Below are 22,729 nucleotides of genomic sequence, written 5' to 3'. Positions count from 1 at the left end.
TTCCCTTTCCTCGAGTCGAGTACCGGGGCGCCGCGAAGGCGTGATTCCGGAGACGGGAGGGTCGTGCCCATTGGGGTTTGGGCAAGTGGCGGATCGGGAGCTCTTCGAAGGCTTTGCGCTTCAGGCGGTCGACCAGAAGGGTCGGGTCGCTATTCCCGCAGACCTGCGCGCCGCCGCCGAGCGCAATTCCGACACCCGCCAGATCGTCATCGGCATGCATGCGGCAGATCCGTGCCTCTCCGCGCATGATGCCGGCTGGTCGAAGGAAAAATACGAGCGCATCGATCGCCGCGAGCAGATCGCAGCCGATCAGGGCCAGGAGGGCGACAGTCGCGCCAAGCGCCGTGCCTTCGGCCTGGTCGAGAAGGCGCCGTTCGACGACAGCGGCCGCTTCGTGATTCCGCCCTTCTTCAAGGCCAAGGCGAAGATCGGCAAATGGGCGTTCTTCAGCGGCGCCGGCGAGACATTCGAGGTCTGGGCGCCCGAAGTGCTGCTGGCCGATCCCAACGCCGATCCGGCGCTGCGCGAGATCTGCGAATTCCTCTGCCAGTCCAAGGGCGTGACGCTGTGACCGGCGAAGCTCCCCACATCCCCGTGCTGCTCGACGAAGTGGTCGACGCGCTCGCCATCGTGCCCGGCGAGCGCCATGTCGACTGCACCTTCGGAGCGGGCGGCTACACCGACGCCATCCTCGAGCGGGGTGCCGAGGTGGCCGCCTTCGATCGCGACCCCCGTGCGATCGAGGGCGGCCAAACTCTGGTGGCGTCCTCGGGTGGACGGCTGACCCTGATCGAGGCGCCGTTCAGCCAGATGGAAAGCGAACTCGTCCGCCGCGGTTTCGTGCCCGTCGACGGCGTGACGATGGATATCGGCGTGTCGTCGATGCAGCTCGACCAGGCCGATCGGGGCTTCTCGTTCCAGTCCGACGGTCCGCTCGACATGCGGATGGCGGGCGAAGGCGTGACCGCGGCCGAATGGCTCAACACCGCCGACGAAGCCGAGATCGCCGATGTGCTCTACGAGTATGGCGAGGAGCCGCGCTCGCGCCGCGTTGCCGGCGCGATCGTCCGTGCGCGCCCGCTCAGCCGCACGTCGGAGCTGGCGAACGTCGTCCGCAAGGCACTGGGTTACAAGCCGCACGACAAGAAGGATCCGGCGACCCGCACCTTCCAGGCAGTCCGCATCTTCATCAACCGCGAACTCGACGAACTGGCCGAGGGGCTGGCCGCCGCCGAGCGCGTGCTCAAGCCCGGCGGGCGGCTCGCGGTGGTGACCTTCCACAGCCTCGAAGACCGGATGGTCAAGCGCTTCCTCCGGGAGCGCAGCGGCAGCGAGCCCGCGGGCTCGCGCCACCGTCCGGCGACCGGCCCCCGGGCCGAACCCAGTTTTGAGCCGCCAGCCAAGGCCGTGAAGCCCGGCGAGGCGGAGGTAGCGCGTAACCCACGTGCCCGATCGGCGACCCTGCGCGTGGCGCAGCGGACCGCCGCGGCACCGTGGTCTGATCAAGGAGCAGGATGATGGCGGTTCAGGGCTTCAAGGGATTGGGCTGGTTCCTGTGCGGCGTGATCGTGGCACCGGCTTGCTACATGGTGACGTCGCACGGCGCGGCGGAGCGCGCGCGGCTGAAGTCGGTCGAGGCGTCGATCGTCCAAGCGCAGAGGGACATTCGCGGGCTCGAGACCGAGTTCAACACCCGCGCGAACCTTGCCCAGATCGAGCGCTGGAACGGCGACGTGCTGGCGATGGCCGCACCTGCGCCGCAGCAATATCTCACAAGCGAAACGCAGCTCGCCGATCTGGACAAGGTCGATACCGAAGCGACCATGCAGACCGCCGCTCTGGTGGTTCCGACGGGCGCTAGCCCTGTCCAGACTGTCGCAGCAGTGGTGGCGTCCAACGCCAATCGGGTGCAAGCGAAGGATTCGGGCAAGAGCGTTGCCCAGCAGGATTCGGAGCTTCGCAACCTGATGAACAGGGCTGACCGCAAGACCGTGGCGATGGTGGATCGCAGCGTGCTGAGCGCGTCGACGGTGAACGATCTCGAAAAGCTGGCAAAGCGCGAGAAGCTGGCACTGCGTTGATCGTCGTCGTCGCCCCGCCGACCCGCAAGGGTCGTACGGGCGGAGCCCGGCAGGCGCTTGTCGCCATTGCCCAATTACGGCTGATGATCCTGTCGCTGCTGTTCGGCGCGGGAATGTTTGCGATCATCGCCAAGCTGGCATTGCTCGCGCTCTGGGCCGAGCCGGCGGTGGCGCGCGACGTTGCGGCCGGTCTGCTTCCGCCGCGCGGCGATATCGTCGATCGCAACGGCGCGCCGCTCGCGCGTAGCATCGATGCATGGTCGATCGCGATCCATCCGAACCAGGTGATCGGCGACAAGGGCCAGCTCGCGCAGCGGCTTGCGGAGCTGATCCCCGATCAGACCGCCGGCCATTATTATGCGATCCTCAATTCGGGCGGCACCTTCGCCTATCTGAAGCGCCGCGCGCTGCCCGAGCTGGTGAGCGCGGTGAATGCTCTCGGCCAGCCCGGCATCGAATTCCGGCGCGAACCCGATCGGCTGTATCCCCAGTCCGGCATGGCCGCGCATGTGCTCGGCTATCTCGATGACAAGGGACGCGGGAAGTTCGGGATGGAGCGGGCGCTCGACGCCCAGCTCACCGATCCGGCGCGGCGCGGTCAGCCAGTCGCATTGTCGCTCGACTCGCGCGTCCAGGCTGCACTGGAGAGCGAACTCGGCAACGCGATGACCGCGCTTCAGGCGCGGGGCGCAGCCGGTGTGGTGCTCGATGTGCATACGGGTGAGGTGCTGGCGATGGTCTCGCTGCCCAGCTTCAATCCCAATTCGATCCAGACCGAAGTGCCGCGCAACAATTTGACGCAGAGCGTCTACGAGCTGGGTTCGACCTTCAAGCCGATCGCGGTCGCGGCGGCGATCGATTCTGGCACGATCACCTCGATGTCGCGCCGCTTCGATGCGACCAAGCCGCTGCAGGTTGGCCGTTTTGCTGTTCATGACGACCCGGGCGACGAGCAGTTCCGCTGGCTCAACATCCCGGAAACATTGGTCTATTCGTCGAACATCGCCACGGCGCGGATCGTCGACGAGTTGGGCGCCGAGAAATTGCAGGACATGTTCCGCCGGCTCGGCTTCGACAAACAGCCCATCACCGAGCTGGGCAGCGGCCGCCAGCCCATGTGGCCCAGTTTCTGGGGCCGTATCACGGTGATGACCGCGGGCTATGGCCACGGCATCGCGGTCACCCCGCTGCATCTCGCCAATGCCTATGCCACGCTCGTCAATGGCGGCATCTGGCGGCCGGTGACGATGATGAAGGTCGACCCCGCCCATCCTCCCGCGGGCCGTCGTGCGCTGAAGGAATCGACCAGCGCGCGGATGCGCCAGCTGTTGCGGCTAATCGTGCTCAGCGGCACCGGCAGGAAGGGCGAGGCGCCCGGTTATCGGGTCGCGGGCAAGACCGGCACGGCCGAAGCTGCGGCGGAGGGTGGTTACGACAAGCATCGCAACGTTTCGACCTTCGCGGCGGCTTTCCCCATCGACGCGCCGCGCTATGTGGTGCTTGCCATGCTCGACTCACCCAAGGCTAATCCCGCAATCGGGGTTTACCGCACCACCGCCGCCTGGACCGCCGCCCCGGTCGTCTCGCGCGTCATCAGCCGCACCGGGGCGATGCTCGGCGTCGCGCCCGACAGCAATCGCGACATCGACGAAAGCGAGCTCATGCCGCTGGTCAAGCGGGAACCCGACCCAAAAAAGGCCGCCCAATGAAGCTCGGGGCACTGACGGGCGGCGATCAAGGCGCCAACGTCACCGGGTTCGCGATCGACCACCGCAAGGTGGCGCCGGGGACGATATTCGGTGCGTTCGAAGGCGCGCGCTTCAACGGCGAGGATTTCATTCCGGCGGCCGTGAAGGCCGGCGCCATTGCGATTGTCGCCCGGCCGGAAGCGGTCGTCGAGGGCGCGCTCCATGTCGCTGATGCCAATCCGCGCGAGAAATTCGCCCGGCTCGCGGCGAAATTCTTCGCGCCGTTTCCGGAGACCGCCGTCGCGGTGACGGGCACCAACGGCAAGACCTCCACCGTCGAGATGACGCGCCAGCTCTGGCGCATGGCGGGCTTCCACGCCGCCTCGATCGGCACGCTCGGCGTGACCACCGCCGACGACCGCGTCTCGACCGGGCTCACCACGCCCGACATCGTCACCTTCCTGTCGAACGTGGCGGGACTGGCGCGCGAGGGCGTCAGCCATGTCGCGTTCGAGGCGTCGTCGCACGGTTTGTCGCAATACCGCACCGAAGGACTGCCGGTGCGCGCGGCCGCGTTCACCAATCTCAGCCGCGATCACCTCGACTATCACGGCGACATGGAAACCTATTTCCACGCCAAGATGCGCCTGTTCGCCGATGTGCTCGATCTGGACGGCGCTGCGGTGGTCTGGGCCGACGATCCCAACGCGCTCAGGATCGAGGATCTCGCCCGCCAGCGCGGCAATCGGCTGGTGACGGTCGGCGAGCATGGCGAGACGTTGCGGCTGGTGTCGCGCGACCCGACCCTGCTTGGCCAGGGCCTCGAAATCGAGGCCGAGGGCCGCACCCACAAGGTGATGCTCCCGCTGATCGGCGCCTATCAGGCCGCCAACGCGCTGACCGCGGCTGGGCTGGTGATCGCGACCGGCGGCGATGTCGCGGCGACGATCGCCAATCTCGCCCGGTTGCAGCCGGTGCGCGGGCGTCTGGAGCGCGCCGTGATCACCCAGGCCGGCGCGCCGGTCTATGTCGATTATGCGCACACCCCAGACGCACTTGAGGCGGCTATCGCGGCCTTGAAGCCCCATACCAAGGGCCGGCTGATCCTGGTGTTCGGCGCCGGCGGCGATCGCGACACCGGCAAGCGCGAGCCCATGGGTCAGGCAGCGGCGGCGGCTGCCGACGTGGTGATCGTGACCGACGACAATCCGCGCGGCGAGGATGCCGCCACGATCCGGGCGCAGGTGCTCAAAGGCGCACCGGGCGCGCTGGAGATCGGCGACCGTCGCGCCGCCATCGCCGCCGCGATCGGGATGGCGGGGCCCGAGGACATCGTCCTGCTCGCCGGCAAGGGTCACGAGCAGGGCCAGATTGTCGGCGATCTCGTGCTGCCGTTTGACGACGTGACCGTCGCGCGGGAGTGCGCGGCATGATGCTTTGGACTTCCGACGAGATCGCGCTCGCCACGGGCGGCACGGCATCCGAGCCGTTCGAGGTGTCGGGCGTCACTTTCGATTCGCGCGAAGTCGGCCCTGGCGATCTGTTCCTGGCACTGAAGGGCGAGAGCACCGACGGCCACCGCTTCCTCGACCAGACCTTCGCGCAGGGCGCGGCGGCCGCCATCGTCTCGCAGACGACGACGTATCCGCATATATTCGTCGAAGACACGACGGCGGCTCTCGACGCGCTGGGCGTGGCCGCGCGCGGACGCATGGGCGGCAAGGTGATCGGCGTGACCGGATCGGTCGGCAAGACCGGCACCAAGGAGGCGCTGTTTGCCGCGCTCGACCGCAACGATCCCGGCTGTGCGCATCGCTCGGTCAAGAGCTACAACAACCATACCGGCGTTCCGCTGAGCCTGGCCCGCATGCCGCGCACCGCGCGGTTTGGTGTGTTCGAAATGGGTATGAACCATGCCGGCGAACTCGCGCAGCTGACGCGATTGGTGCGCCCGCACGTCGCCATCGTCACCACGATCGCGCCGGCCCATATGGGCTTCTTCGCGAGCGAAGCGGCGATCGCCGACGCCAAAAGCGAGATCTTCCAGGGCCTGGAGCCCGGCGGCATTGCGATCGTGCCGTTCGACAGCCCGCATCGCGACCGGCTGATCGCTGCCGCCAAGCCGCACGCTGACCGGATCGTGACGTTCGGAATGGGCGAAGATGCCGATTTCCGTGCGGTCGAAACGATGCGGACGCGCACCGGCGGCACGTTCGTCACCGCGCGCTTCGGGGACCGCGAGCTTAGCTTCACCATCTCGCAGCCCGGCGCGCACTGGGTGTCCAACGCCATGGCCATCCTCGCCGCGGTCGACGCCGTGGGCGGTGATCTGGAACTTGCCGGACTGGCCCTGGCCGAAATGGGGGGACTCGCCGGCCGCGGCGCGCGCCTGCTGGTGCCGACGGGCGACGGCGAGGCGCTGGTGATCGACGAAAGCTACAACGCCAACCCCGCCTCGATGCGCGCCACGCTCGAGGTGCTGGCGCACGAGCCGGGCCGCAAGGTCGCCGTGCTCGGCGAGATGCGTGAACTGGGCGAGCATTCGGACGCGTTCCACGCTGAACTCTCCGGCCCGGTCGAGGCCGCCGGCGTCGACTATGCGATCCTGGTCGGCGACGCGATGGCGCCGCTCGCGCAAGCCCTTGAGGGACGGATCGATTTCGTCCATGTGCCCGACGCCGCGACGGCGCGTGCGCGGCTCGAGTCCGTGCTGGCGCCGGGCGATGCGGTCCTCATAAAGGGTTCGAACGGCGTGCGGCTCTCGACGCTCGTGGCGGCGTTGGCGGAAAGGGTCCCTGCGTAATGCTGTATTTGATCGCGGACCAACTGGGCTTCCCGGGCGTCCTCAATCTCTTCCGCTACCTCTCGTTCCGCACCGGCGGCGCGGTGGCGACGGCGCTGCTGCTCGGCCTGCTGATCGGGCCCCGCTTCATCGGCTGGTTGCGGCTACGCCAAGGCAAGGGACAGCCGATCCGCACCGACGGACCGCAGAGCCACCTCGCCAAGCGCGGCACGCCGACGATGGGCGGGCTGATGATCCTGACCAGCCTGATGCTCTCGCTGCTGATCTGGATGGATCTGCGCAACCCCTATGTCTGGGCGTGCATGTTCGTCACCTTCGGGTTCGGCATGATCGGGTTCCTCGACGATTACGACAAGGTGCGTAAGGCGAGCACCGCGGGCGTCTCGGGCAGAATCCGGCTGCTCGGCGAGTTCCTGATCGCTGGCATTGCCAGTGCGATCATCATCTTCTCGCAGGGCAATACCCAGCTCTATGTGCCGTTCTTCAGCTGGATCCATCCGGATCTCGGCTATTTCTACATCGTCTTCGCCGCCTTCACGATCGTGGCGTTCGGCAACGCGGTGAACCTGACCGACGGGCTCGACGGCCTGGCGACCATGCCGGTGGTGATCGCCAGCATGGCGTTCATGCTGATCGTCTACCTCGCGGGCAACAAGATCTACGCGACCTATCTCGGCATCCCGCACGTGCCGGGCGCGGGCGATCTCGCCATCTTCTGCGGAGCGATGATCGGGGCGGGGCTTGCCTTTCTGTGGTTCAACGCGCCACCGGCCGCGGTCTTCATGGGCGACACCGGCTCGCTGGCGCTGGGCGGCGCGCTGGGCACGATCGCTGTTACCGCGCATCATGAGCTGGTGCTCGGCATCATTGGCGGCCTGTTCGTGATGGAGGCGCTGAGCGTCATCATCCAGGTGGGTTTCTTCAAGCGCACCGGCAAGCGCGTCTTCAAGATGGCGCCGATCCACCACCATTTCGAGCAGCTCGGCTGGTCCGAGCCGACGGTCGTAATCCGCTTCTGGATCATCGCCTTCGTGCTGGCGCTCGCGGGCCTCGCGACGCTGAAGCTTCGGTGATCACGAGCACCGCCTGGCGCGGCAAACGCTATGCAGTTCTGGGGCTCGCTCGCTCGGGGCTGGCGACGGTGCGCGCGTTGGGCGCAAGCGGTGCATATATATTGGGTTGGGACGACAACGAACTGGCGCGACAGGCGGTTTGGGAACAAGCCAAATCTGATCGTGAAAGATCGGGGACCCTGACACATCTTGAGACGAAGGACTGGGTTTCCTTCCCGGTCGATCTATCGATGAATTTTGAGGCGATCGTCGTTTCGCCCGGGGTGCCGCTCAATCGGCACCCTGTGGCCGAAAAAGCCGCGAGATATGGTGTTCCCATAGTTGGTGACATCGAGCTGTTCGCTCAGGCGCGCGCCGAGCTTCCCCCGCATAAGGTCGTCGGCATCACCGGCACCAACGGCAAGTCGACCACCACCGCGCTGATCCACCATATTCTCGAGACCGCCGGTATCCCAGCGCGGCTGGGTGGCAATATCGGCCTGCCGATCCTGGGGCAGGATCCGCTGCCCGAAGGCGGCGTCTATGTGCTCGAATTGTCGAGCTATCAGATCGATCTTACCCACAGCCTCGATTGCGACGTGGCGGTGCTGCTCAACATCACCCCCGATCACCTCGATCGCTATGACGGCTTCGAAGGCTATGCCGCGTCCAAGGCGCGCCTGTTCGCCATGCAGTCCAAGGGGCATGCCGCGGTCATCGGGATCGGCGACGAACCTTCAGCCGCTGTCGCGCGGCAGGTCGCCGCCGCAGGCCGTAGCGAAGACCTGACCAAGATCGCGCCCGGCGTGTGCATGGATCAGTCGCGCTGGCCGGCGCTGCAGGGGCCGCACAATGCCCAGAACGCGCTCGCCGCCATCGCTGCATGCGAGGCGCTGGGGATCGACAAAGCTGCGATCGCTCGCGGCCTCGAGAGCTTCCCAGGCCTGCCGCACCGCATGGAACGGGTGAAGACCCGTGACGGCGTGCTCTACGTCAACGACAGCAAGGCAACCAATCCCGATTCCACGGCGCCGGCGCTCGCCGCCTATCCCCGCATCCACTGGATTCTCGGCGGCAAGGCCAAGACCGACGATCTCGACGCCTGCCGCCCTGGCTTCGGTCATGTCGCACACGCCTATACGATCGGCGAGTCGGCGGAGATGTTCGCGGAAATGCTCCAGGGCGAGATGCCCGTCGAGCAGTCCGGCACGCTGAATCAGGCAGTCCGCAGCGCCGCCGCTAACGCCAAGCCCGGCGAGACCGTGCTGCTGTCGCCCGCCTGCGCCTCGTTCGATCAGTTCCGCGACTATGAAGCGCGCGGCCAAGCCTTTCGCGATGCCGTGGAGGCGCTCGGGTGAACGAAGTGTCCGAAGCGCCGGAAGCGACGGAGCCCCAGGTCGCACGGCCGCGGATGTCGAACCAGCTCAGCCGCGCGAGCAAGAGCCGGGCGGGCATGTGGTTCTGGGAAGTCGATCGCGTGCTGCTGTTGCTCGCCTTCCTGCTGATCGCGATCGGGCTGGTCGCGGTGGCCGCCGCTTCGCCTGCCACCGCGCGGCGCTATTCGGATGCCGCGCACCAGATGCCGGCGATGTATTATTTCTGGCGCCAGCTGATGTGGGTCTGCGTCTCGGTGCCCGTGCTGATCGGCGTGTCGATGCTGCCCACCACCTTAGCGCGGCGCCTGTCGTTGATCGGGGCGGGCCTGTTCCTCGTCCTGCTGGCGCTTGTGCCGTTCGTCGGCCACGAGGTGAACGGCGCGCGTCGCTGGATCAACCTCGGCATTTCCGATCTCCAGCCCTCCGAGTTCCTCAAGCCGCTCTTCATCGTCTCGACCGCGTGGATGCTCTCGTTTCGCGCACGCGACCCCGAGCTCCCGGTGCTGTTCGTCACCGGCGGCATCACCGCGCTGATCGGCGTGCTGCTGATGATGCAGCCCGATTTCGGCCAGACGATCGTGTTCGGCACGGTCTGGGTGATCCTCTTGATGATTTCGGGCATCTCGCCCGCGGCGATCGCCGGGCTGGGCGGTACGGCAGTCGCGGGCGTCGTCGCGGCCTATCTGTTCTACGGCACCGCACGCACCCGCATCGATAATTTCCTGTTCCCGACCAAGGAAGCCGCGCTCTCCGATCGCTACCAGCTCGAAATGGCGCACGATACGCTGACCGCCGGCGGGCTGACCGGGGCAGGACCCGGCAGCGGCCAGGTCAAGTTCAAGCTGCCCGAGGCGCATACCGATTATATCTTCTCGGTGATCGGCGAGGAGTTCGGGCTGATCGCGTGCGCGGTGATCGTATTGCTCTATCTCGCCATCGTCATCCGCGTGCTTATGAAGCTGCTCGACGAGGAAGACGCCTTCCGCCTGCTCGCAGCGGCCGGCCTGGCGGCGCAGTTCGGCGTCCAGGCGTTGATCAACATGGCGGTCAACACCGGTATCGCGCCGTCCAAGGGGATGACCTTGCCTTTCATCAGCTATGGCGGATCGTCGATGGTTGCGCTTTCGATCGGCTATGGTCTCCTGCTCGCTTTCACGCGGCGAAACCCGTATCTGAAGCGCTCCCCTTATACCGTTCGGTGGAGCAATTGATGAGCAAGTCGCGCAGCTACGTTCTCGCAGCCGGGGGGACCGGCGGGCATATGGTGCCCGCGGCCGCGCTGGCGGTGGAGCTGGCAAATCGCGGCCATCGCGTCGCTCTGGTCAGCGACGATCGCGGCGTGCGTTTTCCCGGGCTTTTCGAAGATGTTGAGACGCATGTCCTGCCCGCAGGCCGCCTCGGCGGCGGCGCGCTCGGCTTCGTCAAGGCAGCGGGCAAGATGATGGCGGGCCGCTCGATGGCGCTCAGGCTCTTCAAGGATATCCAGCCCTCGGCGGTGATCGGGTTCGGCGGCTATCCGGCGCTTCCGGCGCTGCTCGCCGCCTTCCGCGCCAAGATTCCCACGATCGTGCACGAACAGAATGCCGTGCTCGGCCGTGTGAATCGTTTCGTTGCGGGACGGGTCGATGCGATCGCGACCTCCTATGGCACGGTCGAGCGACTCAAGGACAGCTGGCAGCCCAAGACGCATCTCGTCGGCAATCCGGTGCGCGAAGCGGTGCTGGCGCTGCGCAACCGGCCCTATCCGATCATCGAGGAAGACGGCATCTTCCGGGTGCTCGTCACCGGCGGCAGCCAGGGTGCCTCGGTCCTCAGCCAGGTCGTGCCCGACGGTCTCGCGCTGCTCCCCGTCCATTTCCGCCGCCGCCTTCAGGTGACGCACCAGGCGCGGCTCGAAGATATCGACGCGGTGCGCGCCAAATATCAGGCGCATGAGATCCCGGCTGAGATCGCGACCTATCTCCCCGACATGCCCGAGCATCTCGCCTGGGCGCATATCGTCATCGCCCGCGCCGGCGCCTCGACCATCGCCGAGCTGACGGCGGCGGGGCGCCCCGCGATCCTCGTGCCCCTGCCCAGCGCGACCGACGATCACCAGACCGCCAATGCCCGCGAGATCACCGATGCCGGCGGCGCCCGCACGATCCAGCAGCGCAATTTTACCGCGACCGAGCTCGCCAAGCAGATCCAGAAGCTCGGCCTCGACACGCATGCGCTCGAGAATGCCGCGGCGCGCGCGCGCAGCGTTGGCCGGCCTTACGCCGTGCGCGACCTCGCCGATCTCGTCGAATCGATCCATGCGCCCGAAGCCCCTGTGGGCGGGAGCCGGCGCGCCGCAGTCCAGGGAAGGCCAGTCTACGCATGAAGGGCGTCGCAACCGACATCGGCACGATCCATTTCGTCGGCATCGGCGGGATCGGCATGTCCGGCATCGCCGAGGTGATGCACAATCTCGGCTATAAGGTGCAGGGTTCGGACGTTGCCGAGGGCTATGTCGTCCAGGGCCTGCGCGATCGCGGCATCAAGGTCGAGATCGGCCATAACGCGGAGAATCTGGGCGACGCGGCGGTGGTGGTCGTCTCCACCGCGATCGTCCGCACCAATCCCGAGGTCGAGGCAGCCTATGACCGCCGAATTCCGGTGGTGCGCCGCGCGGAGATGCTCGCCGAGCTGATGCGGCTGAAGTCCACCGTCGCGGTGGCGGGCACGCACGGCAAGACCACGACCACGTCGATGATCGCCGCGATCCTCGATGCCGGCGGGGTCGATCCGACGGTCATCAACGGCGGCATCATCAACCAATACGGCTCCAACGCGCGCCTTGGCGACAGCGATTGGATGGTGGTCGAGGCCGACGAGAGCGACGGCAGCTTCCTGCGCCTGGACGGGACGATCGCGGTAGTCACCAATATCGATCCCGAGCATCTCGATCATTATGGCGATTTCGACCGGGTGAAGGCGGCGTTCGTCGAGTTCGTCGAGAATGTGCCCTTCTACGGCGCGGCCTTGCTCTGCCTCGATCATCCGGAAGTGCAGGCGATCATCCCGCGCGTCCGTGACCGCCGCATCGTCACCTACGGCTTCGCCGCTTCGGCGGACGTGCGCGGCGTCAACGTCACCCCGCATGGCGGCGGCAACCGGTTCGAGGCGATCATCCGACATCGCGACGGCACGACGCGTTCGATCGAGAATATCGAGCTGCCGATGCCGGGCCGCCACAATGTCCAGAACGCGCTCGCCGCGATCGGCGTGGCGCTGGAGCTCGGCATTCCCGATGCGACGATCCAGCAGGGCTTCGCCAGGTTCGAGGGCGTCAAGCGTCGCTTCACCAAGGTCGGCGAGACCAATGGCGTCACGATCATCGACGATTACGGCCATCATCCGGTCGAGATCCGCGCCGTCTTGGCGGCGGCGCGTGAGAGCGCCACGGGTCGCGTGATCGCGGTGGTCCAACCGCACCGCTATACGCGCCTCGGCAATCTGATGGACGACTTCGCTCAGGCCTTCAACGACGCCGACATGGTCTATGTCGCGCCGGTCTATGCCGCGGGCGAGCAGCCGATCGAGGGCGTCAACGCCGAGGCTTTGGTTGAGAATATCCGCCGTCGCGGGCATCGCGCGGTCGCGGCAGTTGCCGATGCGGGCGGGCTGGCCAAGGCGCTGGCGGAGGCGACGGTGGCCGATGACATGGTCGTGTGCCTCGGCGCCGGCGACATCACCAAATGGGCGGCGGGCCTTGCTCCTGCGATCGAAGCCGCCCGCGAAGAGGTGGCGGCATGAGCGACTTCTTCTCCACCGCGATCGAGATGCAGCGCGAGATCCTCCGCGCGCAAAAGGCCCAGATGGACGCCGCGCAGAAGATGCTCGAGGGCGGCCGCGAGCTCATGAAGTTCCAGGAGGCCGGGCAAAAGGCCGCCGAGGCAAACCTCGCCGCGTGGAAGCAATGGTCGAGCCTCTGGGGGTGGAAGTGAGCGCAGTCTGTTACGCGCTTCCTTCGGTTCGTGGGCGGCTGACGCATGGGGCTTCGCTCGCGCCGCTCGTCTGGTTCAAGAGCGGCGGCGCCGCGGAATGGCTTTTCGAGCCGGCGGATATCAAGGATCTCAGCGATTTCCTCTTCGCGCTCGATCCCTCGGTACCCGTGATGGGCTTGGGGCTCGGTTCGAACATGATCGTGCGTGACGGCGGCGTGCCCGGCGTGGTGGTGCGGCTCGGCAAGGCGTTCGCGACCGTCGAGCAGGTCGATGCGACCACGCTTCGCTGCGGTGGCGGCGCATCCGGCATCCTCGTATCCTCCAAGGCGCGCGATGCCGGCATCGCTGGTGTCGAATTTCTGCGCTCGATCCCCGGTACGGTCGGCGGCTTCGTCCGGATGAACGGGGGTGCCTATGGCCGCGAAGTGAAGGACATCCTGGTCGAGTGCGAGGTTGTGCTGCGCACGGGCGAGCAGAAGACGCTCGGCCTCGGCGATCTCGGCTACACCTATCGCCACAGCGCATTGCCTGAAGGCGCGATCGTGGTCAGCGCGACCTTCCATGGCCATCCCGGTGATCCTGCCGCGATCCAGGCGGAAATGGACCGCATCGCCGCCGCGCGCGAGGAGTCGCAGCCGCTGCGTTCGAAGACCGGTGGCTCGACCTTCAAGAATCCCGAAGGACACAAGGCCTGGGCGCTGATCGACGCCGCGGGCTGTCGCGGCCTGCGCAAGGGTGACGCCCAGGTCAGCGAGAAGCATTGCAATTTCCTGCTCAACCTTGGCGAGGCGACCAGCGCGGATATCGAAGCGCTCGGCGAGGAAGTCCGAGCCAAAGTGAAGGTGCAATCCGGCGTGACGCTGGAATGGGAAATCCAGCGTGTTGGAGTAACCAAGTGAGTAAGCTGCACGTTGCAGTCCTGATGGGCGGATGGTCCGCCGAGCGCGAGGTTTCGCTGAGTTCGGGCAGTGGCATCGCCGATGCGCTCGAGAGCCTGGGCCACCGCGTCACGCGCATCGACATGGATCGCGACGTCGCGGTGAAGCTGGGCGAAGTGAAGCCGGACATCGTCTTCAATGCGCTTCACGGCACGCCTGGTGAGGACGGTACGGTGCAGGGCATGCTCGATCTGATGGGCATCCGCTACACCCATTCCGGCCTCGTCACCTCGGTGATCGCGATCGACAAGCAGCTCACCAAGCAGGCGCTAATCCCGCACGGCATCCCGATGCCCGGCGGACGCATGGTGCAGGTGGAGGAGCTGTACGAGCACGATCCCCTGCCGCGACCCTATGTGCTCAAGCCGGTCAACGAAGGCTCGTCTGTCGGCGTGGCGATCGTCACCGCCGAGGGCAATTACGGCAATCCGATCAGCGCCGAAGCCAAGGGGCCGTGGCAGGAATTTGACGAGCTGCTCGCCGAACCCTTTATCCGCGGCCGCGAGCTGACCACCGCGGTGCTCGGCGACCAGGCGCTCGGCGTCACCGAGTTAAAGCCTAAAAGCGGCTTCTATGACTACGACGCCAAATATACCGACGGGATGACCGAGCATGTCTTCCCCGCGCAGATTCCCGACGACGTGGCCGATGCCTGCAAGCGCATCGCGTGCGAGGCGCATCGGCTTCTCGGCTGCAAGGGCACGTCGCGTTCGGATTTCCGTTGGGATGATGAACAGGGTGTCGAGGGGCTGTTCCTGCTCGAAGTCAACACCCAGCCCGGTATGACCCCGCTCAGTCTTGTTCCCGAGCAGGCAAGGCACCTCGGGATCGGCTATGCCGAGCTCGTGCAGCGCATTATCGACGAAGCCATGGCCGAGAAGGCCGCATGAGCCGCAAGCCGGCCCAGCGAACTGCGACGCGGCGGGGCGCCAAGCCCCAGCCGCGCAAGAACGCGCGCCGGACCAAGCGGCCGGGCCTGCTCGATCAGGCGATTGCCGGGCTGCCGTTCAGCCAGGCTACGCTGCACCGGATTGTGACATGGGGCATTGTCGGTCTGGTCGCTGTCGCTGGACTTGGCGTGGCAAGCTTCTTCGGCGTGCCCGGCATGATCGGCATCGGCATGTCGCAGGCGGTGGGTGAGGCGGGCCTGAAGGTCGACGAGATCCAGATCGACGGTCTCAAGCGGATGGACAAGGCGACGGTCTACCAGCAGGTCCTCGATCAGGATTCGCGCGCGATGCCGCTGGTCGATCTGAACCAGGTGCGCGAGCGGCTGCTCAAATTTCCCTGGGTTCAGGACGCGCGCGTCTCGCGCCGGCTGCCCAATACGCTGCGCATCCTGATCGTCGAGCGCGAGCCCGCCGCGATCTGGCAGAATCACGGTCAGCTGATGCTGGTCGATCCCTCGGGCGTGCCGCTCGAGCCGGTTTCGCGCGAAGCCATGCCCGATCTGCCGCTGTTGATCGGCGAGAGCGCCAATTCGCAGGAACCCGCGCGCCGCCAGTTGTTGGATGCCGCGCCGGCGCTCAAGCCGCTCGTCAAGGCGGCGACCTGGGTCGGCAATCGGCGGTGGGACCTGATCTTCAACACCGGCGAGAAGCTCCAACTTCCCGAGGGTGAAGTGGAATCGGCGACGGCGCTCAAGAAGTTCGCCGAGCTGGACGGAGCCGAACGATTGCTCGGCAGGGGTTATCTAGGTTTCGATATGCGCGATCCGGACAAGATGGTGGTACGCAGGCAGGGGGTGGTCGAACCGCCGCAGCCGATACCGACACCGACGGGCGTTTGAGTTTAGGGCAGGGGAGTACAGGGCGATGGCGAAAACGGCACCGGAAGGACTGATCACTGCGCTCGACGTGGGGTCGTCGAAGGTTTCCGCGCTGATCGCGCAGAAGGGCGACAATGGCGAGCTGGTGGTGCTTGGCACCGGCCAGCGCGAGAGCCGCGGCGTCAAGCGCGGCTATGTCGCCGACATGCACGCGACCGAGATCGCCATCCGCGAGGCGGTCGAGCAGGCTGAGCGCATCGCCGGCACCAACATCGAGGATGTCTGGGTCAGCTTCTCGGCGGGCGGGCTGATCTCCGACATCGTCAAGCTCGAAGCCGATCTGGGCGGCCACCGGGTCGAGCAGGGCGATATCGACGAGTTGCTCAAGGCCGGACGCGACGCGATCGATCCGCAGGGCAAGATGGTCCTCCATGCCCAGCCGACGCGCTACACCGTCGACGGCCTTGCCGGGGTCAAGCGCCCGCTCGGGCTCCATGCCGATCGCCTGGGCGTCGACATCCATGTCGTCTCGACCGACGGCTCGCCGGTGCGCAACCTCGATCTCTGCGTCCGCTCAGCACACCTGGAGGTCCGCTCGATCATCGCCGCGCCGGTCGCGACGGGTCTGGCCTGCCTCACCGACGAGGAACGCGAGCTGGGCGTCGCGCTGGTCGAGATCGGCGCCGCGGTCACCAATGTCTCGGTGTTCTGCCAAGGCGTGCTCGCCGGCCTTGCCTCGATCCCGATGGGTTCGGCTGACATTACCGACGATATCGCGTCCGCCTTCGGCACCCCGCGCAGCTGGGCCGAGCGGACGAAGTGCTTCCACGGGTCGGCGAACCTGTCGCCGCGCGACAATCACGAGATGATCGATGTGGTCCTTGCGACCCCAGACGACAGCGCCGAGGGCCCGCGCATCACCAAGACGGCACTCAATTCGGTCATCCGCCAGCGGCTCGAGCGGCTGATGGCCGAGATCCAGAAGGAGCTGAAGAAGCTCGGCTTCCAGGATCCGATCGGCCGCCAGATCGTCCTCACCGGTGGCGGTGCCGAGCTCAAGGGTGTGGCGGACTATGCACAGCAGTCGCTGGGCAGTGCGGTCCGCATCGGCCGGCCCAAGGGGCTGGCGGCATTGCCGGAGGCGCATAGCGGCCCGGCTTTCGCGACGCTGGCGGGCCTCGCCCGCTTCGCCGCGGCCGATCCTATCGATTTGCGTTCGCTCGAACCCACGCACCAGCTCGTCACCAAGGCGAGCTCGGGAGCGCTTCTTCGGCGGCTTATGGCCGCTTTTCGGACGAATTATTAAAGAAATGCGTCGGCCGGGGTGCTTTTGGCTAGAGTCGAAGTAACGGTTAGTGCAGAAACGAATTAACGTGACGCGCCATCGCCAGCGTGTCGCAGGGGAGACCACAGGATGAGTATCGATTTTCTTCCGCCCGATGTGGACGAGCTGACGCCCAAGATCACCGTGATCGGTGTCGGCGGCGCGGGCGGCAACGCCATTGCGAACATGATCAAGGCCGAAGTGCAAGGCGTTGAGTTCCTCGTCGCCAACACCGATGCGCAGGCGCTCAAGCAATCGAGCGCGGGTCAACGGATCCAGCTCGGCGCCAAGATCACGCAGGGCCTGGGCGCCGGTTCGCGGCCTGAGATCGGGCGCGCGGCGGCCGAGGAAACCATCGACCAGGTCCAGAAGGCGCTCGAGGGCGCGCATATGGTCTTCATCGCGGCCGGCATGGGCGGCGGCACGGGCACCGGCGCCGCGCCGGTGATCGCCAAGGCCGCGCGGGACATGGGCATCCTCACCGTGGGTGTCGTCACCAAGCCATTCGCCTTCGAAGGCAAGCGCCGCGCCAATTCGGCGGAAGCCGGCATCGAGGAACTGCAGAAGTTCGTCGACACGCTGATCGTCATCCCGAACCAGAATCTGTTCCTGATCGCCAATGCGAACACGACCTTCAAGGAAGCGTTCGAGATGGCCGACGAGGTGCTGCAGCAGGGCGTGCGCGGCATCACCGATCTGATGGTCATGCCGGGTCTCATCAACCTTGATTTCGCCGACGTCCGCTCGGTGATGCAGGAGATGGGTAAGGCGATGATGGGCACCGGCGAAGCCGATGGCGACGACCGCGCCCTGATTGCGGCGCAGAAGGCGATCGCCAATCCGCTGCTCGACGGCGTCTCGATGAACGGCGCCAAGGGCGTGATCGTCTCGATCACGGGCGGCGAGGACATGCGCCTGCTCGAAGTCGACGAAGCCGCGAACCACATTCGCGAGCTGGTCGATCCCGATGCGAACATCATCTGGGGTTCGGCGTTCAATCCCGAGCTCGAAGGCAAGATCCGCGTCTCGGTGGTCGCCACCGGCATCGATGCCAACGCGGCTCCGCGCGCCGCGCCGGCTTTGGATCAGACCCGCGTCTTCTCCTTCTCGACTCCGCGCCGCACCACCGCGGCCGAGCCGGCGGCAGCTCCGGAGCCCGGTTTCTCCGAGCCCGAGGCCGAGCCTGTCGCAGAAGAGGCAGCGCCCATTCCCGAGGCCTATGAGCCCGAGGCGGAACCGGTCGCTGAGGTGCAGGATGAGGCTGCGGATACGGACGAGCTTTTGCTCGGCGCAGACACCGCGCTTCCCGAACCCGCAATGCTTGCGGGCGAGCCTGAGCCGACGGTTCCCGAACAGCCGACCGGTCGCCGCCGCTGGTTGACCGGTGGCAGCAGTGACGAGCCCGAACCCGAGCCCGAAGCCAAGCCTGCCCGCGGCAAGATCGGCGGCACTTTGTTCGAGCGCATGGCCTCCGCATCGCGCGGCGCCAAGACAGAGGACGAGGACAAGGATCCGCTCGACATCCCGCGCTTCCTGCGCAGCCAGAACAACCAATAAGGGCGTTTGTCGCCGGCCTGTCTCGGTTCGCCGAGTGGCCGGCGACGCGTCATCGGCGGTTCAGCAGCCGACCAGCCTATAGTCGAAATACGCATGAACCGGATTCGAAACCTACGCGCGGGAATCGCTGCCCTGGCCCTGGTGGCTGCGGCCGGCGGAAGCCCAGCATTCGCCCAGACCGAGATCGTCGCCGCACCCAATCCGGATGCCGACGCGCTCCAGACACAGATCCGCGTGCTCGCCGAGAGCCCGCGCGACGTCGATGCGTTGCTCGCCGCCGGCCAGCTCAGCACCCGTATGGGCGATACCTCGGCGGCGCTGGCCTTTTTCCAGCGCGCCGAGGCGGTCGAGCCCAGCAATCCCCGCATCCTCAGCGGCCGCGCCTCGGCGCTGGTGCGCCTCGAGCGGCCGGGCGAGGCGCTGCGCCTGTTCCAAGAGGCCGAGGCGAGGGGGGTGAGTCCGCGCGAATATGCCTCGGATCGCGGATTCGCCTATGATCTGCTCGGCTCGCCCGAAATGGCGCAGCGCGACTACAAGCTCGCGCTGTCACAGCGCCGCGACGACGAGACGATCCGCCGCTACGCGCTGTCGCTCGGCATCACCGGCGACACCGAAGAGGCAATGAAGCAGCTCGATACGCTGCTGCGCGGGGGTGATCGCGCGTCGTGGCGTGCGCGGGCGTTCATCATGGCGATGAACGGCGACGCTGCCGGCGCGGAACGGATCGCCGCGAGCATGATGCCGGGCAGTATGGGCGCGTCGCTCACACCGTTCTTCCGGCGCCTTGCCGGCCTTTCGCCGGCGGACCGCGCCTTTGCCGTCCATTTCGGCGAGATGTCCCCTACCCAAGCGCGGCTCGCGGACGCACGCATGGCGCCCGCGGTGCCGCGCTATGTCCCGCAAGGACGCCCGGTCCAGGTCGCACAGGCGCAGCCCGCCGCGACGCCTCCGGCCGTTACGCCAAAGGGCAATGATCGCCGGTCGAGGCGAGATCGCATCGATGCGCCGCAGCCCACGCCCATGCCGGCCCCCGTCCGGACCGCCGAAGCCGCGCCGCTTCCGTCGCCGCCGGCCTATGTCCAGCGGCAGGCACCCATGGTCCAGCCGGTGCCGTCCACGCCCGAGCCGACACCCGCGCCTGCGCGGCCGGTGCAGTTCGCTAGTAGTGGGGTGCGCATGACCGAGCGTGCCGTTCCCGCGCCGCGCACCGATATGCCCGCGCGTACGCCCGAACCGGTGACCCGCGCCGCCGTTGCGGCTTCGATGCCGGCCGCACCGTCCGAGGCACCGCCGCCCGCCGAGGAATCTCGCCCCGCTCCAGCGGAAACGCGGCCTCCGTCCGCGCCTGTTCGCCGCGTAGGCGCGGAGGACTCGGTGCTGGCATCGATCGTTGCCAACATCACCATTCCCGCCGACGAGCTGGAGGCCGCCAACCGCCCCGTCGAGGCCGCTCCCGAGCCCGCCTCGCAGCCCGCGCTGGCCGTGGCGCCCGAGCCGGCTCGGCCTGTGCCGAAGCCGGTCGCGAAACCCAAGCCGGAAGCTCCGAAGGTCGAAGCGCCGAAGCCCGACGCCAAGGCCGCGGCCGCGAAACCCGGCACCGCCAAGGGCAAGGCAGACGCTGCCAAGCTCGATCCGAAGGCGAAGAAGCCCGATCCGAAAAAGCCCGATCCCAAGAAGCCGGACCCCGCCAAGGCGGAACCGAAGCGCGTCTGGGTGCAGGTCGCGGGTGGCGCAAATGTCGATTCGCTTCCCAAGGCGTGGAAGGCGACCGTTGCCAAGGCACCGGCGGCGTTCAAGGGCAGGGCCGGCTGGTGGACGCCGCTGCGCGCGACCAATCGCGTGCTGACGGGGCCGTTCAAGACCGCGGCTGAAGCGCAGACCTTCGTCAATTCGCTCGGCAAGTCCGGGGTTTCGGGCTTCGTCTTCACCAGCGATGCCGGCCAGAAAGTCACCAAGCTGGGAGCGCAATGAGCGCGCGGGCGCCTTGGGCCTGCAATCCTGAACAGAGCCGCGGCCGCTTCCATAGAGAACAGACCGGGACCACACGCGGCCCGCGCGACGCGTTCCAGCGTGATCGCGACCGGATCATCCATTCGATCAGCTTCCGCCGCCTCCGGCACAAGACCCAGGTTTTCATGGCGCCCGACGGCGATCATTTCCGTGTCCGGCTGACCCATAGCCTCGAAGTCGCGCAGATCGGCCGCACCGTGGCGCGGGTGCTCGGGCTCAACGAGGATCTGACCGAGGCGCTGTGCCTCGCGCACGATATCGGCCATCCGCCCTTCGGCCATGCCGGGGAGGAGGCGCTGCAGGGGGCGCTCTCAGCGCATGGCGGGTTCGATCACAACGGACACACGCTGCGCGCGCTGACCGTGCTCGAACGGCCTTATCCGGCATGGAACGGCCTCAACCTGACCTGGGACACGCTGGAGGGGCTCGCCAAGCATAACGGCCCGGTCGGACATCCCGAATGGGCGCTCGCAGAGGCGGATGCAGCCTTTCCGCTCGAGTTGACGAGTTGGCCCTCGCTTGAGGCGCAGGTCGCGGCGATCGCCGATGACATCGCCTATGACAATCACGACATCGACGACGGCCTGCGTGCGGGCCTGCTGACGCTCGACCAGCTGATGGAAGTCCCGATGATCGCGGAAGGGTGGGGCGCCGTGGAGGCGAAGTTCCCGGGCGTGGAGCCGAAGCGGCTGATCGGCGAGCTGACGCGCTCGCAGATCGGCGCGATGGTCAATGATCTGGTGGCCGAAACGCGCGCGCGGATTTCCGAAAGCAACGTCCAGTCGGTCGACGACGTTCGCGCGGCGGGGCGCTGTCTGGCCGGCTTTTCGGACGAGATGCGCGATGCCGAGCGCGGCCTGAAGCGTTTCATGTACGCCAATCTTTATCACCATCCGAACCAGCTCGCCGCCGCCGATGCCGCTCAGGCGGTGGTTGCGGGCTTGTTCGGGGCCTACGCCGCCGATCCGTCGCTGCTGCCATCCGAATGGCGCGAGTCAATGCCGGCGGAAGAGCCCGGTCGCAGTCGGCACATCGCCGATTTCATCGCGGGGATGACCGATCGCTACGCCATCGCGCGGTATCGCGAAGTGGTGGGAAAGATCGACCTGCCCGAGGGTTTTTAGTTTCGAGGCGAACCCGTGCTCCTGCGAATGCAGGAACCCAGAGTCACAGGCGTATCGCTTGGCCACCCTGGGCTCCTGCATCCGCAGGAGCACGAGAAAGTTTCAGATCGCCATCAGAATCCCGCGCTTACCGAGAATAGGATCTTGCCGTCGGCGATCGACGATCCGTCCTTGGTGCTGGAGAAGTTGGGCAGCAAATGGGCGCTGTCCGCGCGGCTGATGTCGGTATCGACATAGGCGACCCCCAGCGTCACCGGGCCCGCGACGAAGTCCGCGCCGACCAGCCAGTCGAGATAGCTTCCGGTCGGCGCTACGCTGGTGCCGTTCGGCCCCAGGCCCGGATTGCCGTCCGAATAGCCAAGATGCGCCTTCACGGTCAGCGGTGTGCCGGGAATGCCCGAACTAAGATCGGTCCAGAGATAGAGATTGTCTTCCTTGTCATCCGGCTTGCTCTCCGGCGTCGCACTCCAGTTGCCGAGCGCTTTTTGTGACGGGGCGTAGGCGACGCCCGCGAACGCGGAGATCGGCCCGAGCGAAGTGCTTACCTTGACATAGGGCTCGGCGAAGTCGGTGAGATCGGCGCCGCCGGGATACATGTACCAGGTCACGCCCACGTCGACATTGACGCCGCTGGTGACCTCGGTCTTGTAGCCCGCGATCAGATCGAGCTCCATATTCGCGCCGCCGAACGTGCCCCAGCCGGACAGGTTCGATCCCCATGCGCCCGCATAGAGACCGCTCGTATGGGTCACGGTCAGGCCGCCCTGGACCGCCATTTCCTCGTCGCTCTGCGAGACGCCGCGGAAGCGATAGTCGGAGACCAGTGCGACGCTGCCCGATACGATCACGGGCTTGGGCGGGTCGGTTTCCTGGGCATGTGCCGGGATGGCCGGGATCAACAGCAGCGCGGCTGCGGCGAACTTGGATTGCATTGAACACTCCCCCTTTTCTGGGCTTTGGAATGTCCCCACCTGCGTCCGGCCGGCGAAGCCTCTGTTGTTCAGCGGCGGGCCTCGTCCTTCCGGAAAGACGATGAT

General features: G+C 66.7%; 20 protein-coding genes. 19 read left to right on the top strand and 1 reads right to left on the bottom strand.

Translation table 11 applies throughout. The features are described from left to right. The first annotated feature begins 85 nt into the window (after positions 1-85). From IAG41_RS08220 to IAG41_RS08130, 19 genes are all read left to right on the top strand, one after another. Positions 86-571 (top strand): division/cell wall cluster transcriptional repressor MraZ, encoded by a 486-nt coding sequence (locus IAG41_RS08220; RefSeq protein ID WP_187728139.1) that lies wholly within the window; start codon positions 86-88, stop codon positions 569-571. Next, entirely contained in the window at positions 568-1,518 is a 951-nt protein-coding gene (gene rsmH, locus IAG41_RS08215) for a 16S rRNA (cytosine(1402)-N(4))-methyltransferase RsmH (protein WP_187728138.1), read from the top strand. The genes IAG41_RS08220 and rsmH overlap by 4 nt, the downstream gene beginning before the upstream one ends. Beyond that, on the top strand, positions 1,518-2,081 hold the full coding sequence (locus IAG41_RS08210; RefSeq protein ID WP_262408541.1) for a hypothetical protein: 564 nt from the start codon (positions 1,518-1,520) through the stop codon (positions 2,079-2,081). Before rsmH ends, IAG41_RS08210 begins: the two co-directional genes overlap by 1 nt. Next, a complete protein-coding gene (locus IAG41_RS08205; RefSeq protein ID WP_187728137.1) occupies positions 2,078-3,790 on the top strand; it encodes a peptidoglycan D,D-transpeptidase FtsI family protein in 1,713 nt (570 codons plus the stop codon). Before IAG41_RS08210 ends, IAG41_RS08205 begins: the two co-directional genes overlap by 4 nt. Then, positions 3,787-5,202 (top strand): UDP-N-acetylmuramoyl-L-alanyl-D-glutamate--2,6-diaminopimelate ligase, encoded by a 1,416-nt coding sequence (locus tag IAG41_RS08200; RefSeq protein WP_187728136.1) that lies wholly within the window; start codon positions 3,787-3,789, stop codon positions 5,200-5,202. The genes IAG41_RS08205 and IAG41_RS08200 overlap by 4 nt, the downstream gene beginning before the upstream one ends. Continuing rightward, on the top strand, positions 5,199-6,572 hold the full coding sequence (murF, locus tag IAG41_RS08195; RefSeq protein WP_187728135.1) for a UDP-N-acetylmuramoyl-tripeptide--D-alanyl-D-alanine ligase: 1,374 nt from the start codon (positions 5,199-5,201) through the stop codon (positions 6,570-6,572). The genes IAG41_RS08200 and murF overlap by 4 nt, the downstream gene beginning before the upstream one ends. After that, a complete protein-coding gene (gene mraY / locus IAG41_RS08190; RefSeq protein WP_187728134.1) occupies positions 6,572-7,645 on the top strand; it encodes a phospho-N-acetylmuramoyl-pentapeptide-transferase in 1,074 nt (357 codons plus the stop codon). Before murF ends, mraY begins: the two co-directional genes overlap by 1 nt. After that, positions 7,642-8,982 (top strand): UDP-N-acetylmuramoyl-L-alanine--D-glutamate ligase, encoded by a 1,341-nt coding sequence (gene murD, locus IAG41_RS08185; protein ID WP_187728133.1) that lies wholly within the window; start codon positions 7,642-7,644, stop codon positions 8,980-8,982. The genes mraY and murD overlap by 4 nt, the downstream gene beginning before the upstream one ends. Before the next feature lie 53 nt (positions 8,983-9,035). After that, complete coding sequence (locus tag IAG41_RS08180; RefSeq protein ID WP_187728593.1) at positions 9,036-10,211, top strand: FtsW/RodA/SpoVE family cell cycle protein; 1,176 nt, start codon at positions 9,036-9,038, stop codon at positions 10,209-10,211. Continuing rightward, complete coding sequence (gene murG / locus IAG41_RS08175) at positions 10,211-11,365, top strand: undecaprenyldiphospho-muramoylpentapeptide beta-N-acetylglucosaminyltransferase (RefSeq protein ID WP_187728132.1); 1,155 nt, start codon at positions 10,211-10,213, stop codon at positions 11,363-11,365. The genes IAG41_RS08180 and murG overlap by 1 nt, the downstream gene beginning before the upstream one ends. Next, positions 11,362-12,780, top strand: a complete 1,419-nt coding sequence (gene murC / locus IAG41_RS08170; protein WP_187728131.1) for a UDP-N-acetylmuramate--L-alanine ligase — start codon at positions 11,362-11,364, stop codon at positions 12,778-12,780. The genes murG and murC overlap by 4 nt, the downstream gene beginning before the upstream one ends. Next, entirely contained in the window at positions 12,777-12,971 is a 195-nt protein-coding gene (locus IAG41_RS08165) for a hypothetical protein (RefSeq protein WP_187728130.1), read from the top strand. The genes murC and IAG41_RS08165 overlap by 4 nt, the downstream gene beginning before the upstream one ends. Next, on the top strand, positions 12,968-13,870 hold the full coding sequence (murB, locus tag IAG41_RS08160; RefSeq protein ID WP_316251116.1) for a UDP-N-acetylmuramate dehydrogenase: 903 nt from the start codon (positions 12,968-12,970) through the stop codon (positions 13,868-13,870). Before IAG41_RS08165 ends, murB begins: the two co-directional genes overlap by 4 nt. Next, positions 13,867-14,799, top strand: a complete 933-nt coding sequence (locus IAG41_RS08155; protein WP_316251115.1) for a D-alanine--D-alanine ligase — start codon at positions 13,867-13,869, stop codon at positions 14,797-14,799. Before murB ends, IAG41_RS08155 begins: the two co-directional genes overlap by 4 nt. Next, complete coding sequence (locus IAG41_RS08150) at positions 14,796-15,698, top strand: cell division protein FtsQ/DivIB (protein WP_187728127.1); 903 nt, start codon at positions 14,796-14,798, stop codon at positions 15,696-15,698. Before IAG41_RS08155 ends, IAG41_RS08150 begins: the two co-directional genes overlap by 4 nt. A 25-nt stretch (positions 15,699-15,723) precedes the next feature. Further along, on the top strand, positions 15,724-16,983 hold the full coding sequence (ftsA, locus tag IAG41_RS08145) for a cell division protein FtsA (RefSeq protein WP_187728126.1): 1,260 nt from the start codon (positions 15,724-15,726) through the stop codon (positions 16,981-16,983). A 108-nt stretch (positions 16,984-17,091) separates the two neighbouring features. Then, the gene (gene ftsZ, locus IAG41_RS08140) at positions 17,092-18,558 is read left to right on the top strand and encodes a cell division protein FtsZ (RefSeq protein WP_187728125.1); all 1,467 of its coding nucleotides are present in this window, start codon (positions 17,092-17,094) and stop codon (positions 18,556-18,558) included. Between the two features lie 93 nt (positions 18,559-18,651). After that, positions 18,652-20,529: an SPOR domain-containing protein gene (locus IAG41_RS08135; protein WP_187728124.1), complete on the top strand. Its 1,878-nt coding sequence runs from the start codon at positions 18,652-18,654 to the stop codon at positions 20,527-20,529. After that, positions 20,526-21,692, top strand: a complete 1,167-nt coding sequence (locus IAG41_RS08130; protein ID WP_187728123.1) for a deoxyguanosinetriphosphate triphosphohydrolase — start codon at positions 20,526-20,528, stop codon at positions 21,690-21,692. Before IAG41_RS08135 ends, IAG41_RS08130 begins: the two co-directional genes overlap by 4 nt. Before the next feature lie 113 nt (positions 21,693-21,805). Here IAG41_RS08130 and IAG41_RS08125 read toward each other — a convergent pair whose 3' ends face one another. Next, positions 21,806-22,624 carry a TorF family putative porin gene (locus IAG41_RS08125; RefSeq protein ID WP_187728122.1) on the bottom strand — a complete coding sequence of 273 codons (819 nt, stop codon included), beginning with the start codon at positions 22,622-22,624 and terminating at the stop codon, positions 21,806-21,808. Positions 22,625-22,729 lie beyond the last annotated feature (105 nt).

The sequence above is a fragment of the Sphingomonas sp. JC676 genome (assembly GCF_014489075.1).
In the GTDB taxonomy this organism is placed as follows: Bacteria; Pseudomonadota; Alphaproteobacteria; order Sphingomonadales; family Sphingomonadaceae; genus Sphingomonas.
The sequence above is the reverse complement of the archived record's forward strand: the minus strand, read 5'-3'. Positions and strand labels throughout refer to the sequence as shown.